Below are 19,336 nucleotides of genomic sequence, written 5' to 3'. Positions count from 1 at the left end.
AAGCCCGCTCCCACAGTTGGTTTTGCAGTGGGCGGTTATTGGGTGGTGGCTTTGAGGCCGGTGAGGAGCAGGCGCTGGAAGAGGTCTTCTTTCAGGCCTTCCGGGTGTGTCAGTTGCATGCGTTCCAGGTGGTCGGGGAATGTCGAGGCATCGGGTGCGTCGAGGGCTGCTTTGCCCAGTTCCAGAATCTCGGTCAGCTTGAACTTGCTCTTCAGCCAGTTCAGCGCCCGCAGCAGATCCCGCTCGATCGCCGTGAAATCACAGCCCAACGGATACTCCGGAAACAGGTTCGGATGCCTCGCGGCAATCGCCTGTAAACGCTGCGGCGTGTTCTCGGCAAAGCGTGGATCGAGATGGAAATCCTTCGGCAGCTTGCCGACCTTCTGCGCCTGTTCGATCAACCCCGGCTGGAAGCGTGAATCGCTGATATTGAGCAACGCCTCGATCACCACCGCATCGGATTTGCCGCGCAGATCGGCGATGCCGTACTCGGTAACCACGATGTCACGCAGATGCCGCGGGATCGTGCAGTGGCCGTATTCCCAGACAATATTCGAACTGACCTCGCCACCGGATTCGCGCCAGCTGCGCAGGATCAGAATCGAGCGCGCATCGTGCAGCGCGTGGCCCTGGGCAACGAAGTTGTACTGCCCGCCAACGCCGCTGAGCACCCGCCCGTCTTCCAGCTGATCGGCTACACCCGCGCCCATCAGCGTCATGGTGAACACGGTGTTGATGAACCGTGCATCGAGGCGCTGCAATCGCTTGAGTTCCTCCTGCCCGTACAGCTCGTTGATGTAGCTGATGCGGGTCATGTTGAATTCGAGGCGCTTGCTCTGCGGTAACTCGCGCAGGCGCTCGTAGAAACTGCGCGGGCCGAGGAAGAAACCGCCGTGCACCGAGATGCCATCGGTTTGCGCCGCTTCATCGAGGGTGCCGGCGTTGGCCTGTTCCTGAGTCTGTACGTCGGGGTAAACCTTGCGCCGGATGATCCCGGCGTCCGCCAGCACCAGCAGACCGTTGACGAACATTTCACTGCAGCCATACAGGCCTTTGGCGAAGGGTGCGGTGCCGCCTTCGCGCTCGATCAACTGCGCCCACTGGCTGAGGTTGAGGTCGTTGAGCAGGGCCTGATAACCGGCGTTATCCGCTTGCCGCGCGAGCAGCGCCGCGGTCAGCGCATCGCCCATCGAGCCGATGCCGATCTGCAAGGTGCCGCCGTCACGCACCAGGGTGCTGGCGTGCAGGCCGATGAAATGATCCTGAAACCCCACCGGCATGTTCGGCGTGGAAAACAGCGTGCTGCTGTCCTTCGCGTCGATCAGCAGGTCGAAGGTGTCGATATCGACTTCGGCATCGCCGGGCATGTAAGGCAGCTCGGTGTGTACCTGACCGACCAGCAGAATGGTCTCCCCCGCATCGCGGCGCTTGGCGATCATCGGCAACAGGTCGAGAGTGATGTCCGGGTTGCAGCTCAGGCTCAACCGGTCGGGGTGTTCGCTGCTGCTGGCGAGCAACTGCGCCACCAGGTTCAGGCCGGCAGCGTTGATGTCGCGGGCGGCGTGGCTATAGTTGCTGCTGACGTAATCCTGCTGGGCCGGCGCGCTATTGAGCAGGCTGCCGGGCTGCATGAAGAACTGTTCGATGCGGATGTTGGCGGGCAGGCTGTCACGCTGCAGGTCGGCGAGGAAATCGAATTCGGGGTAGTCACCGAATACGCGCTCGACAAAGGGTTCGATGAAGCGCTTCTGCAAACCGTCGCCCAGCGTCGGCCGCCCCAGACACAGCGCGGTGTAGATCGTCAGTTGCCGTTCGGGCAGGTCCTTGATGCGCCGGTACAGCGCGTTGACGAAATGATTGGGCTTGCCCAGCCCCAGCGGCATGCCCATGTGGATATGCGCCGGCAAGCGTGCGAGCACCTCGTCCACTGCCTGTTCGATCGAACACAACTGCACCATCTGAAGCCTCCTGCCCGTTCCGTGAATAGAGGTAGACCGAGCTTGCCCTGAGTTTGCTGCAAAGGACAGCCCACGCCGTGAATCGCGGGCACAAAAAAACCGTCCGAAGACGGTTTTTTTCGTCAGAAGCGTGGCTTATTTCAGGCCGGACATCTTCTGGATAGCGCCCTTCAACTCGTCATCCGAGCAGTCGGCGCAGGTGCCTTTCGGCGGCATAGAGTTCAGGCCGGTGATGGCTTTGGCCAGCAGGCCATCGAGGCCGCCCTGGTGATCGGCGCGGTCTTTCCAGGCCGCTGCGTCACCGATTTTCGGTGCACCCAACAGGCCCGTACCGTGGCAAGCGTTGCAATGTTTTGCAATCACTTCGTCAGGCGTCTTCGCCCCGCCACCGCCGCCAGCGGAGGCTGCCACTTCCATACCCTTGCATTCCTGCCCCTGAACGCACACCTGGCCGACCGGCTCGAGGCGCTTGGCAATGTCGTCATTCGTCGCAGCTTGAGCGCTGACAGCCCAGAGGGCCAGTACGGTTGCTGGTGCGGCCAGCATTTTCATAATTAGGTTCACGCGTTCACCCTCAATGGTGGCTATTCACGCCTGCGGCCACGGTTCGCAGGCGGGCGCAAGTATAGCGGGTAGCCCGCCACACTGAAACAACCCCATAGTCAAAGGGGTTATACCGCGCAGTGGAAAAACTCTTCGGATGCCTTCGCCGTCATGGCTTGGCACCTCTCTTTTCAAAAATTCGCCGGCGTGGCTGCGCTGATTAGTCGCGCAGGCAAGTCGAACGGATTACGGAAACGATGCGGCTTGGTACTTTCAAAGTAGTAGCTGTCGCCGGCTTCGAGAATAAAAGTTTCCAGCCCCACCACCAATTCCAGACGCCCTTCAACCAGAATCCCGGTTTCCTCGCCTTCATGGGTGAGCATTTCTTCGCCGGTATCTGCGCCCGGCGGGTAGATTTCGTTGAGGAACGCGATGGCCCGGCTCGGGTGCGCGCGACCGACCAGTTTCATGGTCACGGCGCCGTCGGAAATGTCGATCAGCTCGTTGGCCTTGTAGACGATCTGGGTCGGAATTTCCTGCAGGATTTCTTCGGAAAAGAACTCGACCATGGACATGGGGATGCCGCCCAGCACCTTTCTCAGCGAACTGATCGAAGGGCTGACGCTATTCTTTTCGATCATCGAAATGGTGCTGTTGGTGACGCCCGCGCGTTTGGCGAGTTCACGCTGGGAAAGCCCTTTGAGCTTGCGGATCGATTGCAGTCGTTCACCGACGTCCAAGGCGGGAGCCTCCTGATGTTGTAAGAATATTGAGCGTTATCATGGCGACAGCGTTCAGTATTTACAACACTTGGCCCCCGCAGCGGCCTCAACCCTCGGAATAGAGCCTTGGCACCCGACGCAGGTTGCAGAAAATCTGGTATGGAATGGTGTCGGCCCACTGCGCCACTTCACTGGCGAGGATGTTTTTGCCCCACAGCTCCACGGTCGAACCCAGGTCGGCGTCCGGCACATCGGTAAGGTCGATGCAGAGCATGTCCATCGATACGCGACCGAGAATCCGGCTGCGCTTGCCGGCCACCAGCACCGGCGTGCCGGTCGGTGCCTGACGCGGGTAGCCATCGGCATACCCCATGGCGACCACGCCGATGCGCATCGGTTTGTCGGTGATGAACCTGGCGCCATAACCAATCGGCTCGCCGGCGGGCAGTTCACGTACGCAGATGACTTTCGATTCGAGGGTCATCACCGGTTGCAGGCGCTCGGCCACGGCGTTGGCTTCTTCGAACGGGGTCGCGCCGTAGAGCATGATGCCCGGGCGCACCCAGTCGCTGTGGATCTGCGGCCAGCCGAGCACGGCGGGCGAGTTGCGCAGGCTGACTTCGGCTGCCAGGCCCTGGCGCGCAGCCTCGAACACCGCGACCTGATCGGCGCTGCTCTGTTCGTGCAGCTCATCGGCGCGGGCGAAATGGCTCATCAGCACGATCTTCGCCACTTTGCCGCTGGCCAGCAGACGCTGGTAGGCCGCCGCGTAATCCTTCGGATGCAGACCAACACGGTGCATGCCCGAATCGAGCTTGAGCCACACGGTGATCGGTTTGCTCAAGGCCGCCTGCTCAATCGCTTCGAGCTGCCACAGCGAATGCACCACACACCAGAAATCATGCTCGACGATCAGCGCCAGCTCATCGGCTTCGAAGATGCCTTCGAGCAACAACACCGGTGCCTTGATCCCGGCGACGCGCAGCTCCAGCGCCTCTTCGATGCAGGCGACGGCAAATCCGTCGGCTTCGGCTTCCAGCGCCTGGGCGCAACGCACTGCGCCGTGACCGTAGGCATCAGCCTTGATCACCGCCAGCGCCTTGGCGCCGGTGACTTCGCGGGCAATTCGGTAGTTGTGGCGCAGGGCTTCTAGGTCGATCAGGGCACGGGCAGGACGCATGGCGGCAGACTTCTAGGCGGTCATGGGAAGAAAAACCGGCGCTGACTGACGACGTGAACCGCCAACAGCGCCGGGAGAGGGATCTTTAAACGGTTACGGCAGCGCGGCGACGATAGAGATTTCTACCAGAATGCTCGGCTTGGCCATCTTCGCTTCGACGGTGGCACGGGCCGGTGCAGCACCTTTGGGCAGCCACTCGTCCCACACCGAGTTCATCCCGGCAAAGTGCGCCTCGATGTCGTTCAGATAAATCGTCGCCGACAGCAGATGCTGCTTGTCAGTCCCGGCCAGATCCAGCAAACGCTCGATGTTGGCGAGCACGTCGCGGGTCTGCTGCTCAACCCCGGCGTTGAAGTCGTCGCCGACCTGGCCGGCCAGATACACGGTGCCGTTGTGGCTGACGATCTGACTCATGCGCTCATTGGTGAGCTGGCGCTGGATTGCCATGTTTTGCGGACTCCTGAGGTTTGTTGCCGTAACGGGAAATATCGAGGCCTTCGGCGCTGATCTGTGGTTTTTTCTTCGCCATCAGATCGGCCAGCAAACGACCGGAACCGCACGCCATGGTCCAACCCAGGGTGCCGTGACCGGTGTTGAGGAACAGGTTCTTGAACGGCGTGGCGCCCACGATCGGCGTGCCGTCCGGGGTCGTCGGACGCAGACCGGTCCAGAAGCTCGCCTCGGCCAGATTGCCGCCCTGAGGATAAAGGTCGTTGACGATCATCTCCAGGGTTTCGCGCCGGCGCGGGTTCAGCGACAGGTCAAAACCGGCAATCTCCGCCATGCCGCCAACGCGGATACGGTTATCGAAACGGGTGATCGCGACCTTGTAGGTCTCATCGAGAATGGTCGAGGTCGGGGCCATGTCCGGGTTGGTGATCGGCACGGTCAGCGAGTAACCCTTGAGCGGATACACCGGGGCCTTGATGCCCAGCGGCTTGAGCAGTTGCGGCGAATAACTGCCGAGGGCCAGCACGTAGCGGTCGGCGGTTTCCAGCTTGCCGTCGATCCACACGCCGTTGATGCGATCACCTGCGTAGTCGAGGCGCTGGATGTCCTGACCGAAGCGGAATTCCACACCGAGTTTCACAGCCATTTCAGCCAGGCGCGTGGTGAACATCTGGCAGTCGCCGGTCTGGTCGTTCGGCAGACGCAGGGCACCGGCGAGGATGTCGGTGACATTGGCCAGGGCCGGTTCGACGCGGGCGATGCCGGCGCGGTCGAGGACTTCAAACGGCACACCGGACTCTTTCAGCACGGCGATGTCTTTGGCGGCGCCATCGAGCTGCGCCTGAGTGCGGAACAGTTGGGTGGTACCGAGGCTGCGGCCTTCGTAGGCGATGCCGGTTTCCGCACGCAGTTCGTCGAGGCAGTCGCGGCTGTACTCGGACAGACGCACCATGCGCTCCTTGTTCACCGCGTAACGGCTGGCGGTGCAGTTGCGCAGCATCTGCGCCATCCACAGGTACTGGTCGATGTCGGCGGTGGCCTTGATCGCCAGCGGCGCGTGGCGTTGCAGCAACCACTTGATGGCCTTGAGCGGCACGCCCGGAGCGGCCCACGGCGAGGCATAACCCGGCGACACCTGGCCGGCGTTGGCGAAGCTGGTCTCCATGGCCACGGCTGGCTGCCGGTCGACCACCACCACTTCAAACCCGGCACGGGCCAGATAGTAAGCACTGGCGGTCCCGATGACGCCGCTACCCAAGACCATTACGCGCATTTTTGTATCCCTCATCGCGGCAGGGCCGCGTACGTCTGTTGTTAGAGCAATGATGCGCGCAGTGTAAAAAAGAATGGCCAGTGCTTTTCACTGTATAAGCGCCTATATTTGGCGACAATTCTCGGCAAAAACCCTTTTCACGGAGGCGCATCCCCTATGCGTACCAACACTCAGACCAAACGTGAGCTGGACAAGATCGACCGCAATATCTTGCGGATCCTGCAGGCGGACGGGCGGATATCGTTTACCGAACTCGGGGAGAAGGTCGGCCTGTCCACCACGCCGTGTACGGAGCGGGTGCGGCGGCTGGAGCGCGAGGGAATCATCATGGGCTACAACGCCCGGCTCAATCCGCAGCACTTGAAGGGTAGCCTGCTGGTGTTCGTCGAGATCAGCCTCGACTACAAATCCGGCGATACTTTCGAGGAGTTCCGGCGCGCGGTGCTGAAATTGCCGCATGTGCTTGAGTGTCACCTGGTGTCCGGGGATTTCGACTACCTGGTGAAGGCGCGGATTTCCGAGATGGCCTCCTACCGCAAGCTGCTGGGCGACATTCTGTTGAAGTTGCCGCATGTGCGCGAATCAAAGAGCTATATCGTGATGGAAGAAGTGAAAGAGAGCCTGAGCCTGCCGATTCCGGATTGAGGTTTGTGGCGCCCCCTTCGCGAGCAGGCTCGCTCCCACATTTGAAATGTATTTCCCTGTGTGTGGGGCTTGCTCGCGAATGCGTCGCCACGGTGCCGAGTGAACCCGCTAAACCAGCACCTGCCGATTCGAAGCCATGTACTCGAAGATCTGCTTTTCAACCCGCGGATGAATCAGCTCCACCGGCCCTCGCCCGTTCGGGCAAGGCAACGTCTTGGTCGTACCAAACAACCGGCAGATCAACGGCCGCTCTTCATACACCGTGCAGCCTTCCGGCCCCAGGTGCACACAATTCAACTCGTCCATTGCCGCATCCTGCTCGGTGCGGGTCTTGCGCGGCAGGCGCGACATTTCTTCCGGCGAGGTCGTCACCGGCCCGCAGCAGTCATGGCAGCCCGGCACGCAGTCGAACGTGGGGATCTGCTGACGCAGGTCGCGGATTGTCTGGCGGTTGCAGCTCATCGAAACGGTAACCCACATGAAATAGGCGGCGATTGTGCCGCAAAAGCCGTGATCCAGACAGCAACGGCCGACCAGTGTTGCCCCGCTTCGGGCGTGCGGCTTATGCTCCGTCAAATTTTCTCGACACTCAGCCGTTGGACGATGCCCATGAATGCCCGCGCCCGAACCTTCGCGAGCCAACCCCACGTTGCCTCTTACTACGCCGCCAGCAGCCTGCCGCAGCCGGATCATTCGCAGTTGCGGGGTGAAGTGATCGCAGACGTGTGCGTGGTCGGCGGCGGGTTTTCCGGGCTCAACACCGCACTGGAACTGGCCGAGCGTGGCCTCAGCGTGGTGTTGCTGGAAGCGCACCGCATCGGCTGGGGCGCCAGTGGCCGCAACGGTGGGCAGTTGATTCGCGGGGTCGGCCACGGTCTCGATCAGTTCGCCAACGTCATCGGGGCCGACGGTGTTCGCCAGATGAAACTCATGGGCCTGGAAGCGGTGGAAATCGTCCGTCAGCGGGTCGACCGTTTCCAGATCCAGTGCGACCTGACCTGGGGCTACTGCGATCTCGCCAACAAGCCCGGCGACCTCGAAGGCTTTGCCGAAGACGCCGAAGAACTGCGCGGACTCGGCTATCGCTACCAGACCCTCCTGCTGCAAGCCGACGAGATGCACACCGTGGTCGGCTCCAAACGCTATGTCGGCGGCCTGATCGACATGGGATCCGGGCATCTGCATCCGCTTAACCTGGCGCTGGGCGAAGCCGCTGCCGCGCAGCAGCTGGGGGTCAAACTGTTTGAGCAGTCAGCAGTCACCCGCATCGATTACGGCCCTGAAGTTCGCGTGCACACCGCGCAAGGCTCGGTGCGCGCCAAGACGCTGGTGCTCGGCTGCAACGCCTACCTCAATGACCTCAACCCGCAACTGAGCGGCAAAGTCCTGCCCGCCGGCAGTTACATCATCGCTACCGAGCCACTGAGCGAAGCCCAGGCCCACGCCCTGCTGCCGCAAAACATGGCGGTCTGCGATCAGCGGGTGGCGCTGGATTACTACCGGCTCTCGGCGGACCGGCGCCTGCTGTTCGGCGGCGCCTGCCATTATTCGGGGCGCGATCCGAAGGACATCGGTGCGTACATGCAGCCGAAGATGCTCGAAGTGTTTCCGCAATTGGCTTCAGTGAAGATCGACTATCAATGGGGTGGCATGATCGGCATCGGCGCCAATCGTCTGCCGCAGATCGGCCGGCTCAATGATCAGCCAAACGTGTATTACGCCCAGGCCTATTCCGGGCACGGGGTGAATGCCACACACCTGGCGGGCAAGTTGCTGGCCGAGGCAATCAGCGGCCAGCACAGCGGCGGGTTCGATCTGTTCGCCAAGGTGCCGCACATCACCTTCCCTGGCGGCAAGCATTTGCGCTCGCCGTTGCTGGCGTTGGGGATGCTGTGGCATCGGCTCAAAGAGCTGGCCTGATAAATAGATGGCGCGATTTAAGACGCCTTCGCGAGCAGGCTCGCTCCCACATTGGAATGCATTTTCCTGTGGGAGCGAGCCTGCTCGCGAATGGGCCTCATGAGCTCCGAAGATTCAGATCCGCCAGAACGGCTTCAACCCCTCCTCCAGCGCCTGCTCGCGGGTCAACCCGACATCCTTGAGTTGCTCCGGCGTCAGGTTCAGCAACGCCTTGCGTGTGTGCAGACGATGCCAGAACAGGCCCCAGCGACTCAGGCCGGACGGTGCGTTGCGCAACATCTCATTGCGCGCACTGTCCCTCTGCCCCGCCTCCAGTTCCTGACTGTGTAACGTCAGCCGCACATCGCTCAAGCCGTTCATTTTTGTCGCTCCTGTTTACTTGGGTAGCCAGAGATTCCATGATGCGCGGGTCGGGAAAAGCATTACAGATTCAACACATCTGTATTAATCCCATACAGATTTGCCGTACCTGAGACTGAATCACCGATTTTTGCCGCATCTGTACTGGTTTAACGAATCACCTGCATCGAGGCAGTGCCATGACCCTGTATGTGAACCTCGCCGAGCTGCTCGGCACCCGCATCGAACAAGGCTTCTACCGTCCTGGCGATCGCCTGCCTTCGGTGCGCGCCTTGAGCGTAGAACACGGGGTCAGCCTCAGCACGGTGCAGCAGGCCTATCGCATGCTTGAAGACAGCGGTCTGGCCACACCGAAACCCAAGTCCGGATACTTCGTGCCGGTGGGGCGCGAGCTGCCGGAACTGCCTGCGATCGGGCGCCCGGCGCAAAGGCCGGTGGAGATTTCGCAGTGGGATCAGGTGCTGGAACTGATTCGCGCGGTGCCGCGCAAGGACGTGGTGCAACTGGGTCGCGGCATGCCCGATGTGACCACCCCAACCATGAAACCGCTGCTGCGCGGACTGGCGCGGATCAGTCGTCGCCAGGACATGCCCGGCCTGTATTACGACAACATCCACGGCACTCTCGAACTGCGCGAACAGATCGCCCGACTGATGCTCGATTCCGGCTGCCAGTTAAGCGCCAGCGATCTGGTGATCACCACCGGTTGCCACGAAGCCTTGTCCACCAGCATCCACGCGATCTGCGAGCCGGGTGACATCGTCGCGGTGGATTCGCCGAGCTTTCACGGCGCCATGCAAACGCTCAAAGGGCTGGGCATGAAAGCGCTGGAAATCCCCACCGACCCGCTGACCGGCATCAGCCTCGAAGCGCTGGAACTGGCGCTGGAACAATGGCCGATCAAGGTCATCCAGATCACCCCCAACTGCAACAACCCGCTGGGCTACATCATGCCGGAGTCGCGCAAGCGCGCTCTGCTCAACCTTGCGCAGCGCTTCGACGTGGCGATCATCGAGGACGATGTATATGGCGAACTCGCCTACACCTACCCACGTCCACGCACGATCAAGTCCTTCGACGAGGACGGTCGGGTATTGCTCTGCAGTTCGTTTTCCAAAACCCTGGCGCCGGGGCTGCGCATCGGTTGGGTCGCGCCGGGACGTTATCTGGAGCGGGTGCTGCACATGAAATACATCAGCACCGGTTCCACCGCGCCACAGCCGCAGATCGCCATTGCCGAATTCCTCAAAGGTGGGTACTTCGAACCGCATTTGCGGCGGATGCGCACTCAATACCAGCGCAATCGCGACGTAATGATCGACTGGGTCACGCGTTATTTCCCGGCCGGCACCCGCGCCAGCCGCCCGCAGGGCAGTTTCATGTTGTGGGTCGAATTGCCCGAAGGTTTCGATACGCTGAAGCTCAATCGCGCGCTGCATGACCAAGGTGTACAGATTGCTGTCGGCAGCATCTTTTCCGCCTCGGGCAAGTACCGCAACTGCTTGCGGATGAACTACGCTGCCAAACCGACACCGCAAATCGAAGACGCGGTGCGCAAGGTCGGTGCAGCCGCGATCAAATTGCTGGCCGAAGCCGACTGACCTTTTTCGAGTGATCAGCGTCCATATGCCGACCTTTGCCGCCGACCGGAACGTTCCTACGTGAGCTTCAGACAGCCCCTACTCGCTTTGCTGATGTTCGCCTCGCTCCTGAGCGGCTGCGCCAGCCTCGACGTCCCGCGTGAGCCAAGCCAGGCCCTGCCGGCGTCAGACTCCAGCTTCGGCCGCTCGATTCAGGCCCAGGCCGCGCCCTATCAGGGCCGCTCCGGTTTCCGCCTGCTGTCCAACAGCACCGAAGCATTCACCGCCCGCGCCGAGCTGATCCGCAACGCGCAGACCAGCCTCGACTTGCAGTACTACATCGTCCATGACGGCGTCAGCACACGTATGCTTGTGGAGGAACTGCTCAAAGCGGCCGACCGTGGCGTGCGCGTACGCATCCTGCTCGACGACACGACCAGCGACGGCCTCGACACGATCATCGCCACGCTGGCGGCGCATCCACAGATCCAGATCCGCCTGTTCAACCCGCTGCACCTGGGTCGCAGCACCGGTGTGACCCGCGCTGCCGGGCGCTTGTTCAACCTGTCGCTGCAGCACCGGCGGATGCACAACAAACTGTTCCTGGCGGACAACAGCGTGGCCATCGTCGGCGGGCGCAATCTGGGTGACGAGTATTTCGATGCCGAGCCGAACCTGAACTTCACCGACATCGACATGCTCAGTGTGGGACCTGTGGCCGAGCAACTCGGGCACAGTTTCGACCAGTACTGGAACAGTGCGCTGAGCAAGCCGATCAACGAGTTCCTCTCCAGCAAACCGACCGCCAAGGACTTGCAGAACACTCGCACGCGCCTGGAAGAATCGCTGGATGAAACCCGCAAACAGAATCACGCGCTGTATCAACAGCTGATGACGTTCAAGACCGCACCGCGTATGGATGTCTGGCGCAAGGAACTGATCTGGGCCTGGAACCAGGCGCTGTGGGATGCGCCGAGCAAGGTGCTGGCCAAGGACGAACCGGACCCGCAACTGCTGCTGACCACGCAACTGGCGCCGGAGCTCAAAGGCGTCAACAAAGAGCTGATCATGATCTCGGCGTACTTCGTGCCCGGTCAGCCGGGGCTGGTGTACCTGACCGGGCGCGCCGACGCCGGGGTGTCGGTGAGCCTGCTGACCAACTCACTGGAAGCCACCGACGTGCCGGCGGTGCACGGCGGTTATGCGCCATACCGCAAGGCGCTGTTGGAACACGGGGTAAAGCTGTATGAACTGCGCCGTCAGCCTGGGGATAACTACGGCAGCGGCCCGCATCTGTTTTACAGCAAGTCGTTTCGTGGCTCGGATTCCAGCCTGCACAGCAAGGCGATGATATTCGACCGGCAGAAGGCGTTTATCGGCTCGTTCAACTTCGACCCGCGCTCGGTGCTGTGGAACACCGAAGTCGGGGTCCTGGTCGACAGCCCGGAACTGGCCGAGCACGTGCGCGAACTGGCCCTGCAAGGCATGGCGCCAGCGCTGAGTTACGAGGCGAAACTGCAGGATGGCAAGATCGTCTGGGTGACCGAGGACAACGGCCAGACCCACACGCTGACCAAGGAACCGGGGAGCTGGTGGCGGCGGTTCAATGCGTGGTTCAGCACCGCCGTAGGCCTTGAGCGGATGCTGTAATCACGGTTGTCCCTTGTGGGAGCGGGCTTGCTCGCGAATGCGGTTTTACATTCAGCCAATGTGCTGACTGACACACCGCTTTCGCGAGCAAGCCCGCTCCCACAGGGAAGCATTCAAGCAGGCTGTGCTTCGGTGCCGAATGCACCTTGGCGCATCAGCAGTATCACCAGCCCAAATGCGCCGACCGCCATCAACAACGGCAACGCATGCCCGCTGATCCATTGGCTGCCCGCCCCCGCCATCAAAGGGCCGATCAGACAGCCAACACCCCACAGCTGCGCAATGTGCGCATTGGCCCGCACCAACGCATCGTCGCGATAGCGCTCGCCGATCAGGATCAGTGACAAGGTGAACAAGCCGCCAGCGCTGGCACCGAACAATACCCACAACGGCCAGATCAGCAGCGTATCGATCAACAGCGGGATCGCCAGGCTCGACAACATCAGGATCACCGCGCAGCCGGTGAACAATGTGCGCCGCGACAGGTAATCCGCCAATGCGCCAATCGGCAATTGCAGCAGGGCGTCACCGACCACCACGGTGCTGACCATCGCCAGCGCGATCTCGGCGGTGAAGCCCTGCTGCAGGCAATACACCGGCAGCAGGGTCAGGATCATCGCCTCGAATGCTGCAAACAACGATACCGCCCAGGCAATCGCCGGCAACTCGCGGGCAAAGCCCCACAGATCGCGGAAGGTCACGCTGCTGGCTTCACTGCTCGGCGCACCGCTGCGCCCCAGCAACAACAAGGGCGAAACCAGCAACAGCCCGACGCCCACCCAGAATCCGTAATCGTGCTCAGTGCCGAGCGCGCCCAGTAGCAGCGGACCAGACAGTTGGCTCAACGCATAGCTGCTGCCATACAGCGCCACCAGACGCCCGCGCCAGTTCTCCACCACCAGTTGGTTGATCCAGCTCTCGCCAAGGATAAACACGATGGTCAGGATCACCCCGATCATCAGACGCAGGACCAGCCAGATCGGATAACTCGGCAACAGCGCCAGCAACCCGATCGACAATGCCCCGGCCCAAAGGCACAGGCGCATCAGGTTCGCCGTGCCGAAACGCGCCGCCAGATGGCTGGAAATCTTCGCTCCCAGCAACACGCCAATTGCCGGCATCGCCGCCATCACACCAATGGCGAAGGCGCCGTAACCCCAGCCCTCGAGGCGCAATGACACCAGCGGCATGCTGACCCCCAGGGCCAGACCGACACTCAAGACAGACGCCAACACGGCGAAATACGTCGCCCAACGCATGGTCCACGCTCCTGTGGATATTCTTGTATGCAGCACAAAACCACTGTGGGAGCGGGCTTGCTCGCGAAGACGGTTTCACATTCAGCAAATGTGCTGACTGATACACCGCTTTCGCGAGCAAGCCCGCTCCCACAGGGGATCTCTGTATGTTCGGGAGCCTGAACGAGCCAGGCTCCCGCTAAAGGCTTACAGCTTGATCCACGTCGCCTTCAGCTCGGTGTACTTGTCGAACGCGTGCAGCGACTTGTCACGACCGTTGCCCGACTGCTTGAAGCCACCGAACGGCGCAGTCATATCACCGCCGTCGTATTGGTTGACCCACACGCTGCCGGCACGCAGGGCCTTGGCGGTGAGATGCGCCTTGGAGATGTCCTGGGTCCATACCGCAGCGGCCAGGCCATACGGCGTGTCATTGGCGATCTGGATCGCTTCTTCGGCAGTGTCGAACGCGATGACCGACAGCACTGGGCCGAAGATCTCTTCCTGAGCGATCTTCATCGCGTTGCTTACGCCGTCAAAGATCGTCGGTTCAACGTAAGTGCCACCGGTTTCCTGCAGGATGCGCTTGCCGCCAGCCACCAGTTTGGCGCCATCGGTGTGGCCGGATTCGATGTACGACAGCACGGTGTTCATCTGCTGGGTATCGACCAGCGCACCGACGTTGGTCGCCGGATCCAGCGGGTTGCCCGGCTTCCAGGTTTTCAGCGCCTCGATCACCATCGGCAGGAATGTGTCCTTGATCGAACGCTCGACCAGCAGACGCGAACCGGCGGTGCAGACTTCGCCCTGATTGAAGGCGATAGCGCTGGCGGCGGATTCGGCAGCGGCCTGCAAGTCCGGCGCATCGGCAAACACGATGTTCGGGCTCTTGCCACCGGCTTCCAGCCACACGCGCTTCATGTTCGATTCGCCTGAGTAAATCATTAGCTGCTTGGCGATCTTGGTCGAACCGGTGAACACCAGAGTGTCGACGTCGTTATGCAGGGCCAGCGCCTTGCCAACGGTGTGACCGTAGCCCGGCAGCACGTTGAGCACGCCTTTTGGAATACCGGCTTCAACGGCCAGCGCAGCGATACGGATGGCGGTCAGCGGGGACTTTTCCGACGGCTTGAGGATCACCGAGTTACCGGTCGAAAGCGCAGGTCCCAGTTTCCAGCAGGCCATCATCAACGGGAAGTTCCACGGCACGATGGCGCCGACCACGCCCACTGGCTCGCGGGTGACCAGACCCAGTTGATCGTGCGGCGTGGCGGCGACTTCGTCGTAGATCTTGTCGATCGCCTCACCGCTCCAGCTCAGCGCTTGCGCCGCACCTGGCACGTCGATGTACAGCGAGTCACTGATCGGCTTGCCCATGTCGAGGGTTTCGAGCAGCGCCAGCTCCTCAGCGTGCTGCTTGAGCAGGCCGGCGAAACGAATCATGGTGGCTTTGCGTTTGGTCGGCGCCAGGCGCGACCAGACGCCGGAATTGAACGTGGCGCGGGCATTTTCCACAGCGCGCTGGGCGTCGGCGGCATCACAGCTGGCAATCTTGCCCAGCAGACGGCCATCGACCGGGCTGATGCACTCGAAGGTCTCGCCGGAGACGGCGTCGGTGTATTCGCCATTGAGGTAGGCGCGGCCTTCGATCTTCAGGTCGCGGGCGCGTTGTTCCCAATCGGCACGAGTCAGGGTGGTCATTCGAGTGTCCTCCTCTTGTTGAATAGAGCGCCGCGTTCTTCGCGGTCGTCTTCAGGAATGCTGCCCGGCCAGCCTGCTTTTCGGCTCAAGGCACCCGCCACCCTAAACCAGCGGCCGGGGTTGTTTCAATATATTTGACATAAGCGCGCTATACGGCCTTGCGGTGTTCATTTTAATAAACATAGACTTTGGCCCTTTCAAGCCACCGCGCCGTCATCACGGGAGAAAACAACAATGAACATCCAGAACGTCGTCGACATCAGCCTGACCAGCAGCGAAGCCGAACGCTATCGCCCGGACCCGGCCAAAGTGCTCAAAGGTGACCCTGAACAAGCGGTGTTCCATCAATACGAAAGCCCTTGTGGGCAAATGGGCGTTGGCGTGTGGGAAGGTGCGGTTGGCCAATGGACGGTGAATTACACCGAACATGAATATTGCGAAATCCTGCAGGGGGTTTCGGTGCTGCGTGACAGCGATGGCAATGCCAAGACGTTGCGTGTTGGTGATCGCTTTGTGATTCCGGCAGGGTTCCGCGGCACTTGGGAAGTGCTGGAGGCTTGCCGCAAGGTCTATGTGATCTTTGAACAGAAGGCCTGAGGATTTTCGCTGATATTACCGGCCCCTTCGCGAGCAGGCTCGCTCCCACATTCGACCGCATTCCATTGTGGGAGCGAGCCTGCTCGCGAAAGCGTCGCAACAGTCAGCACAAAACTCCAGGCAACAAAAAAGGCCCGTATCGTGAGATACGGGCCTTTTTTGTAAGTCGGGAAAAATCAATTACTTGATTTTGCCTTCCTTGTAGATCACGTGCTTGCGAACAACCGGATCATATTTCTTGATCTCGATTTTGTCCGGAGTAGTACGCTTGTTCTTGTCGGTAGTGTAGAAGTGACCAGTACCGGCGCTCGAGATCAAACGAATCAATTCACGCATGATTAGCTCCCTTAAATCTTGCCATCGCGGCGAAGTTCGGCGAGCACGACACTGATGCCACGCTTGTCGATGATGCGCATGCCTTTGGCAGATACGCGCAGACGCACAAAACGTTTCTCTTCTTCAACCCAGAAGCGGTGATGCTGCAGGTTCGGCAGGAAACGACGACGGGTTTTGTTGTTTGCGTGGGAAATGTTATTCCCGGTTACCGGACCCTTACCGGTAACTTGACATACTCTCGACATGCCTCAGCCCTCTAAAACCACATGCCCAACCCGGCATGGGTTGGCCGCTTAATCTCTCAGTCATTTGGCGCCAGGCGCCGCGTTTCTTTAGAGGTCTTACCGGCTACACCTACAGTGAAGGAACCGGGCCCCTAGAAAAGAGCGCTGCTTTATACCAGAAAGACCGGGGTGCAACAACAATGGATGTGCAATCAACCGGCAAAAAGGCGCTTTTTCCCGCTGCGGACGCTTTGGATAAAGGCTGCCGCGAGTTTTGACCACTCGTCGCAGAAAACCGCTCTCCAGGGCGTTTCCGACTTTTCGCCACGCGCCGCGGTCTGAAAAACGCCACTGCGCTGCCCCGAAAATGCAAAAAGGGGATAGTCATTTGCAATCCAGCCCTCTAGGGTAACCCTTTTCCAGACTGCACCTGCAGATGGCCTTCGATCTGTAAAGGAAGCCGACCATGCGCCTCGCTGCCCTACCCCTGTTGCTCGCCCCGCTTCTGCTGAGCCCTCTGGCCCAGGCTGCCGCCCTGAGCGTCTGCACCGAGGCCAGCCCTGAAGGGTTCGACGTGGTGCAATACAACTCGCTGACCACCACCAATGCTTCGGCCGATGTACTGATGAACCGCCTCGTGGACTTCGACACTGCCAGCGGCAAAGTCGTGCCCAGCCTGGCCGACAGCTGGGAAGTCAGCACCGATGGCCTGAGCTACGTGTTCAAACTGCACCCGCAGGTGAAGTTTCACAGCACTGACTATTTCAAGCCGACCCGCACCCTGAGCGCCGAAGACGTCAAGTTCAGCTTCGACCGCATGCTTGATCCGGCCAACCCATGGCACAAAGTGGCGCAAAGCGGCTTCCCGCACGCCCAGTCCATGCAGTTGCCGGCGCTGATCAAGAAGATCGACGCACTCGACCCGTTAACCGTGCGCTTTACCCTCGACCACCCGGACTCGACGTTCCTCGCGACCCTGAGCATGGGCTTCGCCTCAATTTATTCCGCCGAATACGCCGACAAACTGCTCAAGGCCGACGCGACCGACAAGCTCAACAGCCAGCCGATCGGCACCGGCCCGTTCGTGTTCACGCGCTTCCAGAAAGACGCCTCGGTGCGCTACAAGGCCAACCCGGACTACTTCGGCGGCAAGCCTGCGGTCGACCCGCTGATCTTCGCCATCACCCCGGACGCCAACGTGCGCCTGCAAAAGCTGCGACGCAACGAGTGCCAGATCGCGCTTTCGCCAAAACCGCTGGATGTACAAGCGGCGCAGCAAGAGCCGACGCTGAAAGTGGAAAAGACTGACGCCTTCATGACCGCCTTCGTCGGCATCAACAGCCAGCACCCACCGCTGGACAAGCCGGAAGTCCGCCAGGCGATCAACCTTGCCTTCGACAAGGCCAACTACGTCAAAGCCGTGTTCGAGGACACCGCGGAACCGGCCAGCGGCCCTTACCCGCCAAACACCTGGAGCTACGCGAAGAACCTGCCGGGCTATCCTCATGACGTGGCCAAGGCCAAGGCACTGATGGCCAAGGCCGGACTCAAGGACGGTTTTCAGACCACCATCTGGACCCGACCGTCCGGCAGCCTGCTCAACCCGAACCCGAGCCTGGGCGCCCAGCTGCTGCAATCGGACTTGGCAGAAATCGGCATCCAGGCGGAAATCCGCGTGATCGAATGGGGCGAACTGATTCGCCGCGCCAAGGCCGGCGAGCATGACCTGTTGTTCATGGGCTGGGCCGGCGACAACGGCGACCCGGACAACTTCCTTACACCGCAGTTTTCCTGTGCGGCGGTCAAGTCCGGCACCAACTTCGCCCGCTACTGCAACGCCGACCTGGACAAGCTGATCAGCGCCGGCAAGACCACCAGCGAACAAGGTGTGCGCACCAAGCTGTACGAGCAGGCGCAGGCGCAGATTCAGCAGCAGGCGCTGTGGCTGCCGCTGGCGCATCCGACGGCGTATGCGCTGACGCGCAAGGACGTGCAGGGTTACTCCGTCAGCCCGTTTGGCCGTCAGGACTATTCCAGGGTCACCCTGAAATAACCCGCCACAACACAGCCCCCAGTGGGAGCGGGCTTGCTCGCGAATGCGTCGGATCAGCCAACATTTTTAGTGACTGACCCACCGCCTTCGCGAGCAAGCCCGCTCCCACAGGGGTTGGCGTTTGTTCTTGAAAGCTACATCCAGCCACACTCCGCCATCGACAACGGCTCGCCATCGCCAACGATGAAGTGATCGAGCACCCGCACATCAATCAGCTCCAGCGCCTTCTGCAAACGCTTGGTCAGTTGCCTGTCCGCCTGACTGGGATCGGTATTGCCCGACGGATGGTTGTGGCAGAGGATCACGGCCGCGGCATTGTTCGCCAAGGCACGCTTCACCACTTCACGTGGATGCACACTGGTGTTGTCGATCGAGCCACGAAACAGTGCCTCGAACGTCAATACTTGATGCTTGGAGTCCAGAAACAGGCAACCAAACACCTCGTGCGGCTCGTGGCGTAGCATCGATTTCAGGTAATCCCGAACCGCCTGCGGATTCTCCAGCGCCGGCTCTCTGCGTGAGCGCTCAGCCAGATACCGCCGGTTCATTTCTTGAGCAGCCTGCAACTGTGCAAACTTTGCGGGCCCCAAACCTAACTGTTTGCTGAATGCTTCCTGATCGGCCTCAAGCAACAAACGCAGGCTGCCGAACTGATTCAACAAGTGTCGCGCCAAGTCCACTGCGCTTTTTCCAACAACTCCCGTGCGCAAAAAAATCGCCAGTAACTCGGCGTCCGAGAGGCTCGCAGAACCCTGTTCAAGTAACCTTTCCCGCGGCCGTTCCGCCGCAGGCCAATCGCGAATACTCATACACGTTCCTTGTCTGTGAGCGCCGCTGTTCCGTAGCGGTCGCTGTGATATCGTAGCCCATCTTTTTTGCGGGCGAATTCACCCTGGGGAGGGGGTT

19 protein-coding genes are annotated in these 19,336 nt (G+C 60.8%); 6 read left to right on the top strand and 13 right to left on the bottom strand.

Annotated elements, in window-relative coordinates:
• Nucleotides 1-35: 35 nt before the first annotated feature.
• From U862_RS0123985 to dadA, 6 genes are all read right to left on the bottom strand, one after another.
• Nucleotides 36-1,958 carry an acetyl-CoA hydrolase/transferase C-terminal domain-containing protein gene (locus U862_RS0123985; RefSeq protein WP_025112728.1) on the bottom strand — a complete coding sequence of 641 codons (1,923 nt, stop codon included), beginning with the start codon at nt 1,956-1,958 and terminating at the stop codon, nt 36-38.
• Nucleotides 1,959-2,093: 135 nt separating this feature from the next.
• Entirely contained in the window at nt 2,094-2,510 is a 417-nt protein-coding gene (locus U862_RS0123980) for a cytochrome c5 family protein (protein WP_025112727.1), read from the bottom strand.
• 182 nt (nt 2,511-2,692) lie between these two features.
• Nucleotides 2,693-3,241 (bottom strand): cupin domain-containing protein, encoded by a 549-nt coding sequence (locus U862_RS0123975; protein WP_025112726.1) that lies wholly within the window; start codon nt 3,239-3,241, stop codon nt 2,693-2,695.
• Between the two features lie 88 nt (nt 3,242-3,329).
• Nucleotides 3,330-4,403, bottom strand: a complete 1,074-nt coding sequence (alr, locus tag U862_RS0123970) for an alanine racemase (protein ID WP_025112725.1) — start codon at nt 4,401-4,403, stop codon at nt 3,330-3,332.
• A 93-nt stretch (nt 4,404-4,496) separates the two neighbouring features.
• The gene (locus tag U862_RS0123965; RefSeq protein ID WP_025112724.1) at nt 4,497-4,850 is read right to left on the bottom strand and encodes a RidA family protein; all 354 of its coding nucleotides are present in this window, start codon (nt 4,848-4,850) and stop codon (nt 4,497-4,499) included.
• Nucleotides 4,822-6,126 (bottom strand): D-amino acid dehydrogenase, encoded by a 1,305-nt coding sequence (dadA, locus tag U862_RS0123960; protein WP_025112723.1) that lies wholly within the window; start codon nt 6,124-6,126, stop codon nt 4,822-4,824. The genes U862_RS0123965 and dadA overlap by 29 nt, the downstream gene beginning before the upstream one ends.
• Nucleotides 6,127-6,282: 156 nt before the next feature.
• On the opposite strand from dadA, the gene U862_RS0123955 reads away from it, so the two are divergent.
• Nucleotides 6,283-6,771, top strand: a complete 489-nt coding sequence (locus U862_RS0123955) for an Lrp/AsnC ligand binding domain-containing protein (RefSeq protein ID WP_003177284.1) — start codon at nt 6,283-6,285, stop codon at nt 6,769-6,771.
• A 108-nt stretch (nt 6,772-6,879) separates the two neighbouring features.
• On the opposite strand, the gene U862_RS0123950 is transcribed toward U862_RS0123955, so the two are convergent.
• Nucleotides 6,880-7,233: a YkgJ family cysteine cluster protein gene (locus tag U862_RS0123950; protein WP_025112722.1), complete on the bottom strand. Its 354-nt coding sequence runs from the start codon at nt 7,231-7,233 to the stop codon at nt 6,880-6,882.
• A 147-nt stretch (nt 7,234-7,380) separates the two neighbouring features.
• Between U862_RS0123950 and U862_RS0123945 the strand changes: the two genes are divergently transcribed.
• Nucleotides 7,381-8,691, top strand: a complete 1,311-nt coding sequence (locus U862_RS0123945; protein WP_025112721.1) for an FAD-binding oxidoreductase — start codon at nt 7,381-7,383, stop codon at nt 8,689-8,691.
• A 114-nt stretch (nt 8,692-8,805) separates the two neighbouring features.
• Here the strand turns inward: U862_RS0123945 and U862_RS0123940 are convergent, their stop codons facing one another.
• On the bottom strand, nt 8,806-9,051 hold the full coding sequence (locus U862_RS0123940; protein ID WP_025112720.1) for a DUF1127 domain-containing protein: 246 nt from the start codon (nt 9,049-9,051) through the stop codon (nt 8,806-8,808).
• Between the two features lie 179 nt (nt 9,052-9,230).
• Here U862_RS0123940 and U862_RS0123935 point away from each other — a divergent pair, with 179 nt between their 5' ends.
• Both U862_RS0123935 and U862_RS0123930 read left to right on the top strand, forming a co-directional pair.
• On the top strand, nt 9,231-10,652 hold the full coding sequence (locus U862_RS0123935) for a PLP-dependent aminotransferase family protein (protein WP_025112719.1): 1,422 nt from the start codon (nt 9,231-9,233) through the stop codon (nt 10,650-10,652).
• Nucleotides 10,653-10,712: 60 nt separating this feature from the next.
• A complete protein-coding gene (locus U862_RS0123930; RefSeq protein ID WP_025112718.1) occupies nt 10,713-12,281 on the top strand; it encodes a phospholipase D family protein in 1,569 nt (522 codons plus the stop codon).
• 113 nt (nt 12,282-12,394) lie between these two features.
• On the opposite strand, the gene U862_RS0123925 is transcribed toward U862_RS0123930, so the two are convergent.
• Together U862_RS0123925 and U862_RS0123920 are read right to left on the bottom strand one after the other, a co-directional pair.
• On the bottom strand, nt 12,395-13,540 hold the full coding sequence (locus U862_RS0123925) for an MFS transporter (protein WP_025112717.1): 1,146 nt from the start codon (nt 13,538-13,540) through the stop codon (nt 12,395-12,397).
• 186 nt (nt 13,541-13,726) lie between these two features.
• Nucleotides 13,727-15,220, bottom strand: a complete 1,494-nt coding sequence (locus U862_RS0123920) for an aldehyde dehydrogenase (protein WP_016985821.1) — start codon at nt 15,218-15,220, stop codon at nt 13,727-13,729.
• A gap of 234 nt (nt 15,221-15,454) precedes the next feature.
• Here U862_RS0123920 and U862_RS0123915 point away from each other — a divergent pair, with 234 nt between their 5' ends.
• Complete coding sequence (locus U862_RS0123915) at nt 15,455-15,817, top strand: cupin domain-containing protein (RefSeq protein WP_025112716.1); 363 nt, start codon at nt 15,455-15,457, stop codon at nt 15,815-15,817.
• Between the two features lie 180 nt (nt 15,818-15,997).
• Here U862_RS0123915 and rpmG read toward each other — a convergent pair whose 3' ends face one another.
• Together rpmG and rpmB are read right to left on the bottom strand one after the other, a co-directional pair.
• Nucleotides 15,998-16,153: a 50S ribosomal protein L33 gene (gene rpmG, locus U862_RS0123910; protein WP_003177274.1), complete on the bottom strand. Its 156-nt coding sequence runs from the start codon at nt 16,151-16,153 to the stop codon at nt 15,998-16,000.
• An 11-nt stretch (nt 16,154-16,164) separates the two neighbouring features.
• Nucleotides 16,165-16,398 (bottom strand): 50S ribosomal protein L28, encoded by a 234-nt coding sequence (rpmB, locus tag U862_RS0123905; RefSeq protein ID WP_003229474.1) that lies wholly within the window; start codon nt 16,396-16,398, stop codon nt 16,165-16,167.
• 445 nt (nt 16,399-16,843) lie between these two features.
• Here rpmB and U862_RS0123900 point away from each other — a divergent pair, with 445 nt between their 5' ends.
• Nucleotides 16,844-18,430, top strand: coding sequence for an ABC transporter substrate-binding protein (locus U862_RS0123900; RefSeq protein ID WP_025112715.1), 1,587 nt, complete (start codon nt 16,844-16,846; stop codon nt 18,428-18,430).
• A 134-nt stretch (nt 18,431-18,564) separates the two neighbouring features.
• Here the strand turns inward: U862_RS0123900 and radC are convergent, their stop codons facing one another.
• A complete protein-coding gene (radC, locus tag U862_RS0123895) occupies nt 18,565-19,239 on the bottom strand; it encodes a DNA repair protein RadC (RefSeq protein WP_025112714.1) in 675 nt (224 codons plus the stop codon).
• Nucleotides 19,240-19,336: the final 97 nt, after the last annotated feature.

This window comes from Pseudomonas sp. H1h, assembly GCF_000633255.1.
GTDB lineage: Bacteria > Pseudomonadota > Gammaproteobacteria > Pseudomonadales > Pseudomonadaceae > Aquipseudomonas.
The sequence above is the reverse complement of the archived record's forward strand: the minus strand, read 5'-3'. Positions and strand labels throughout refer to the sequence as shown.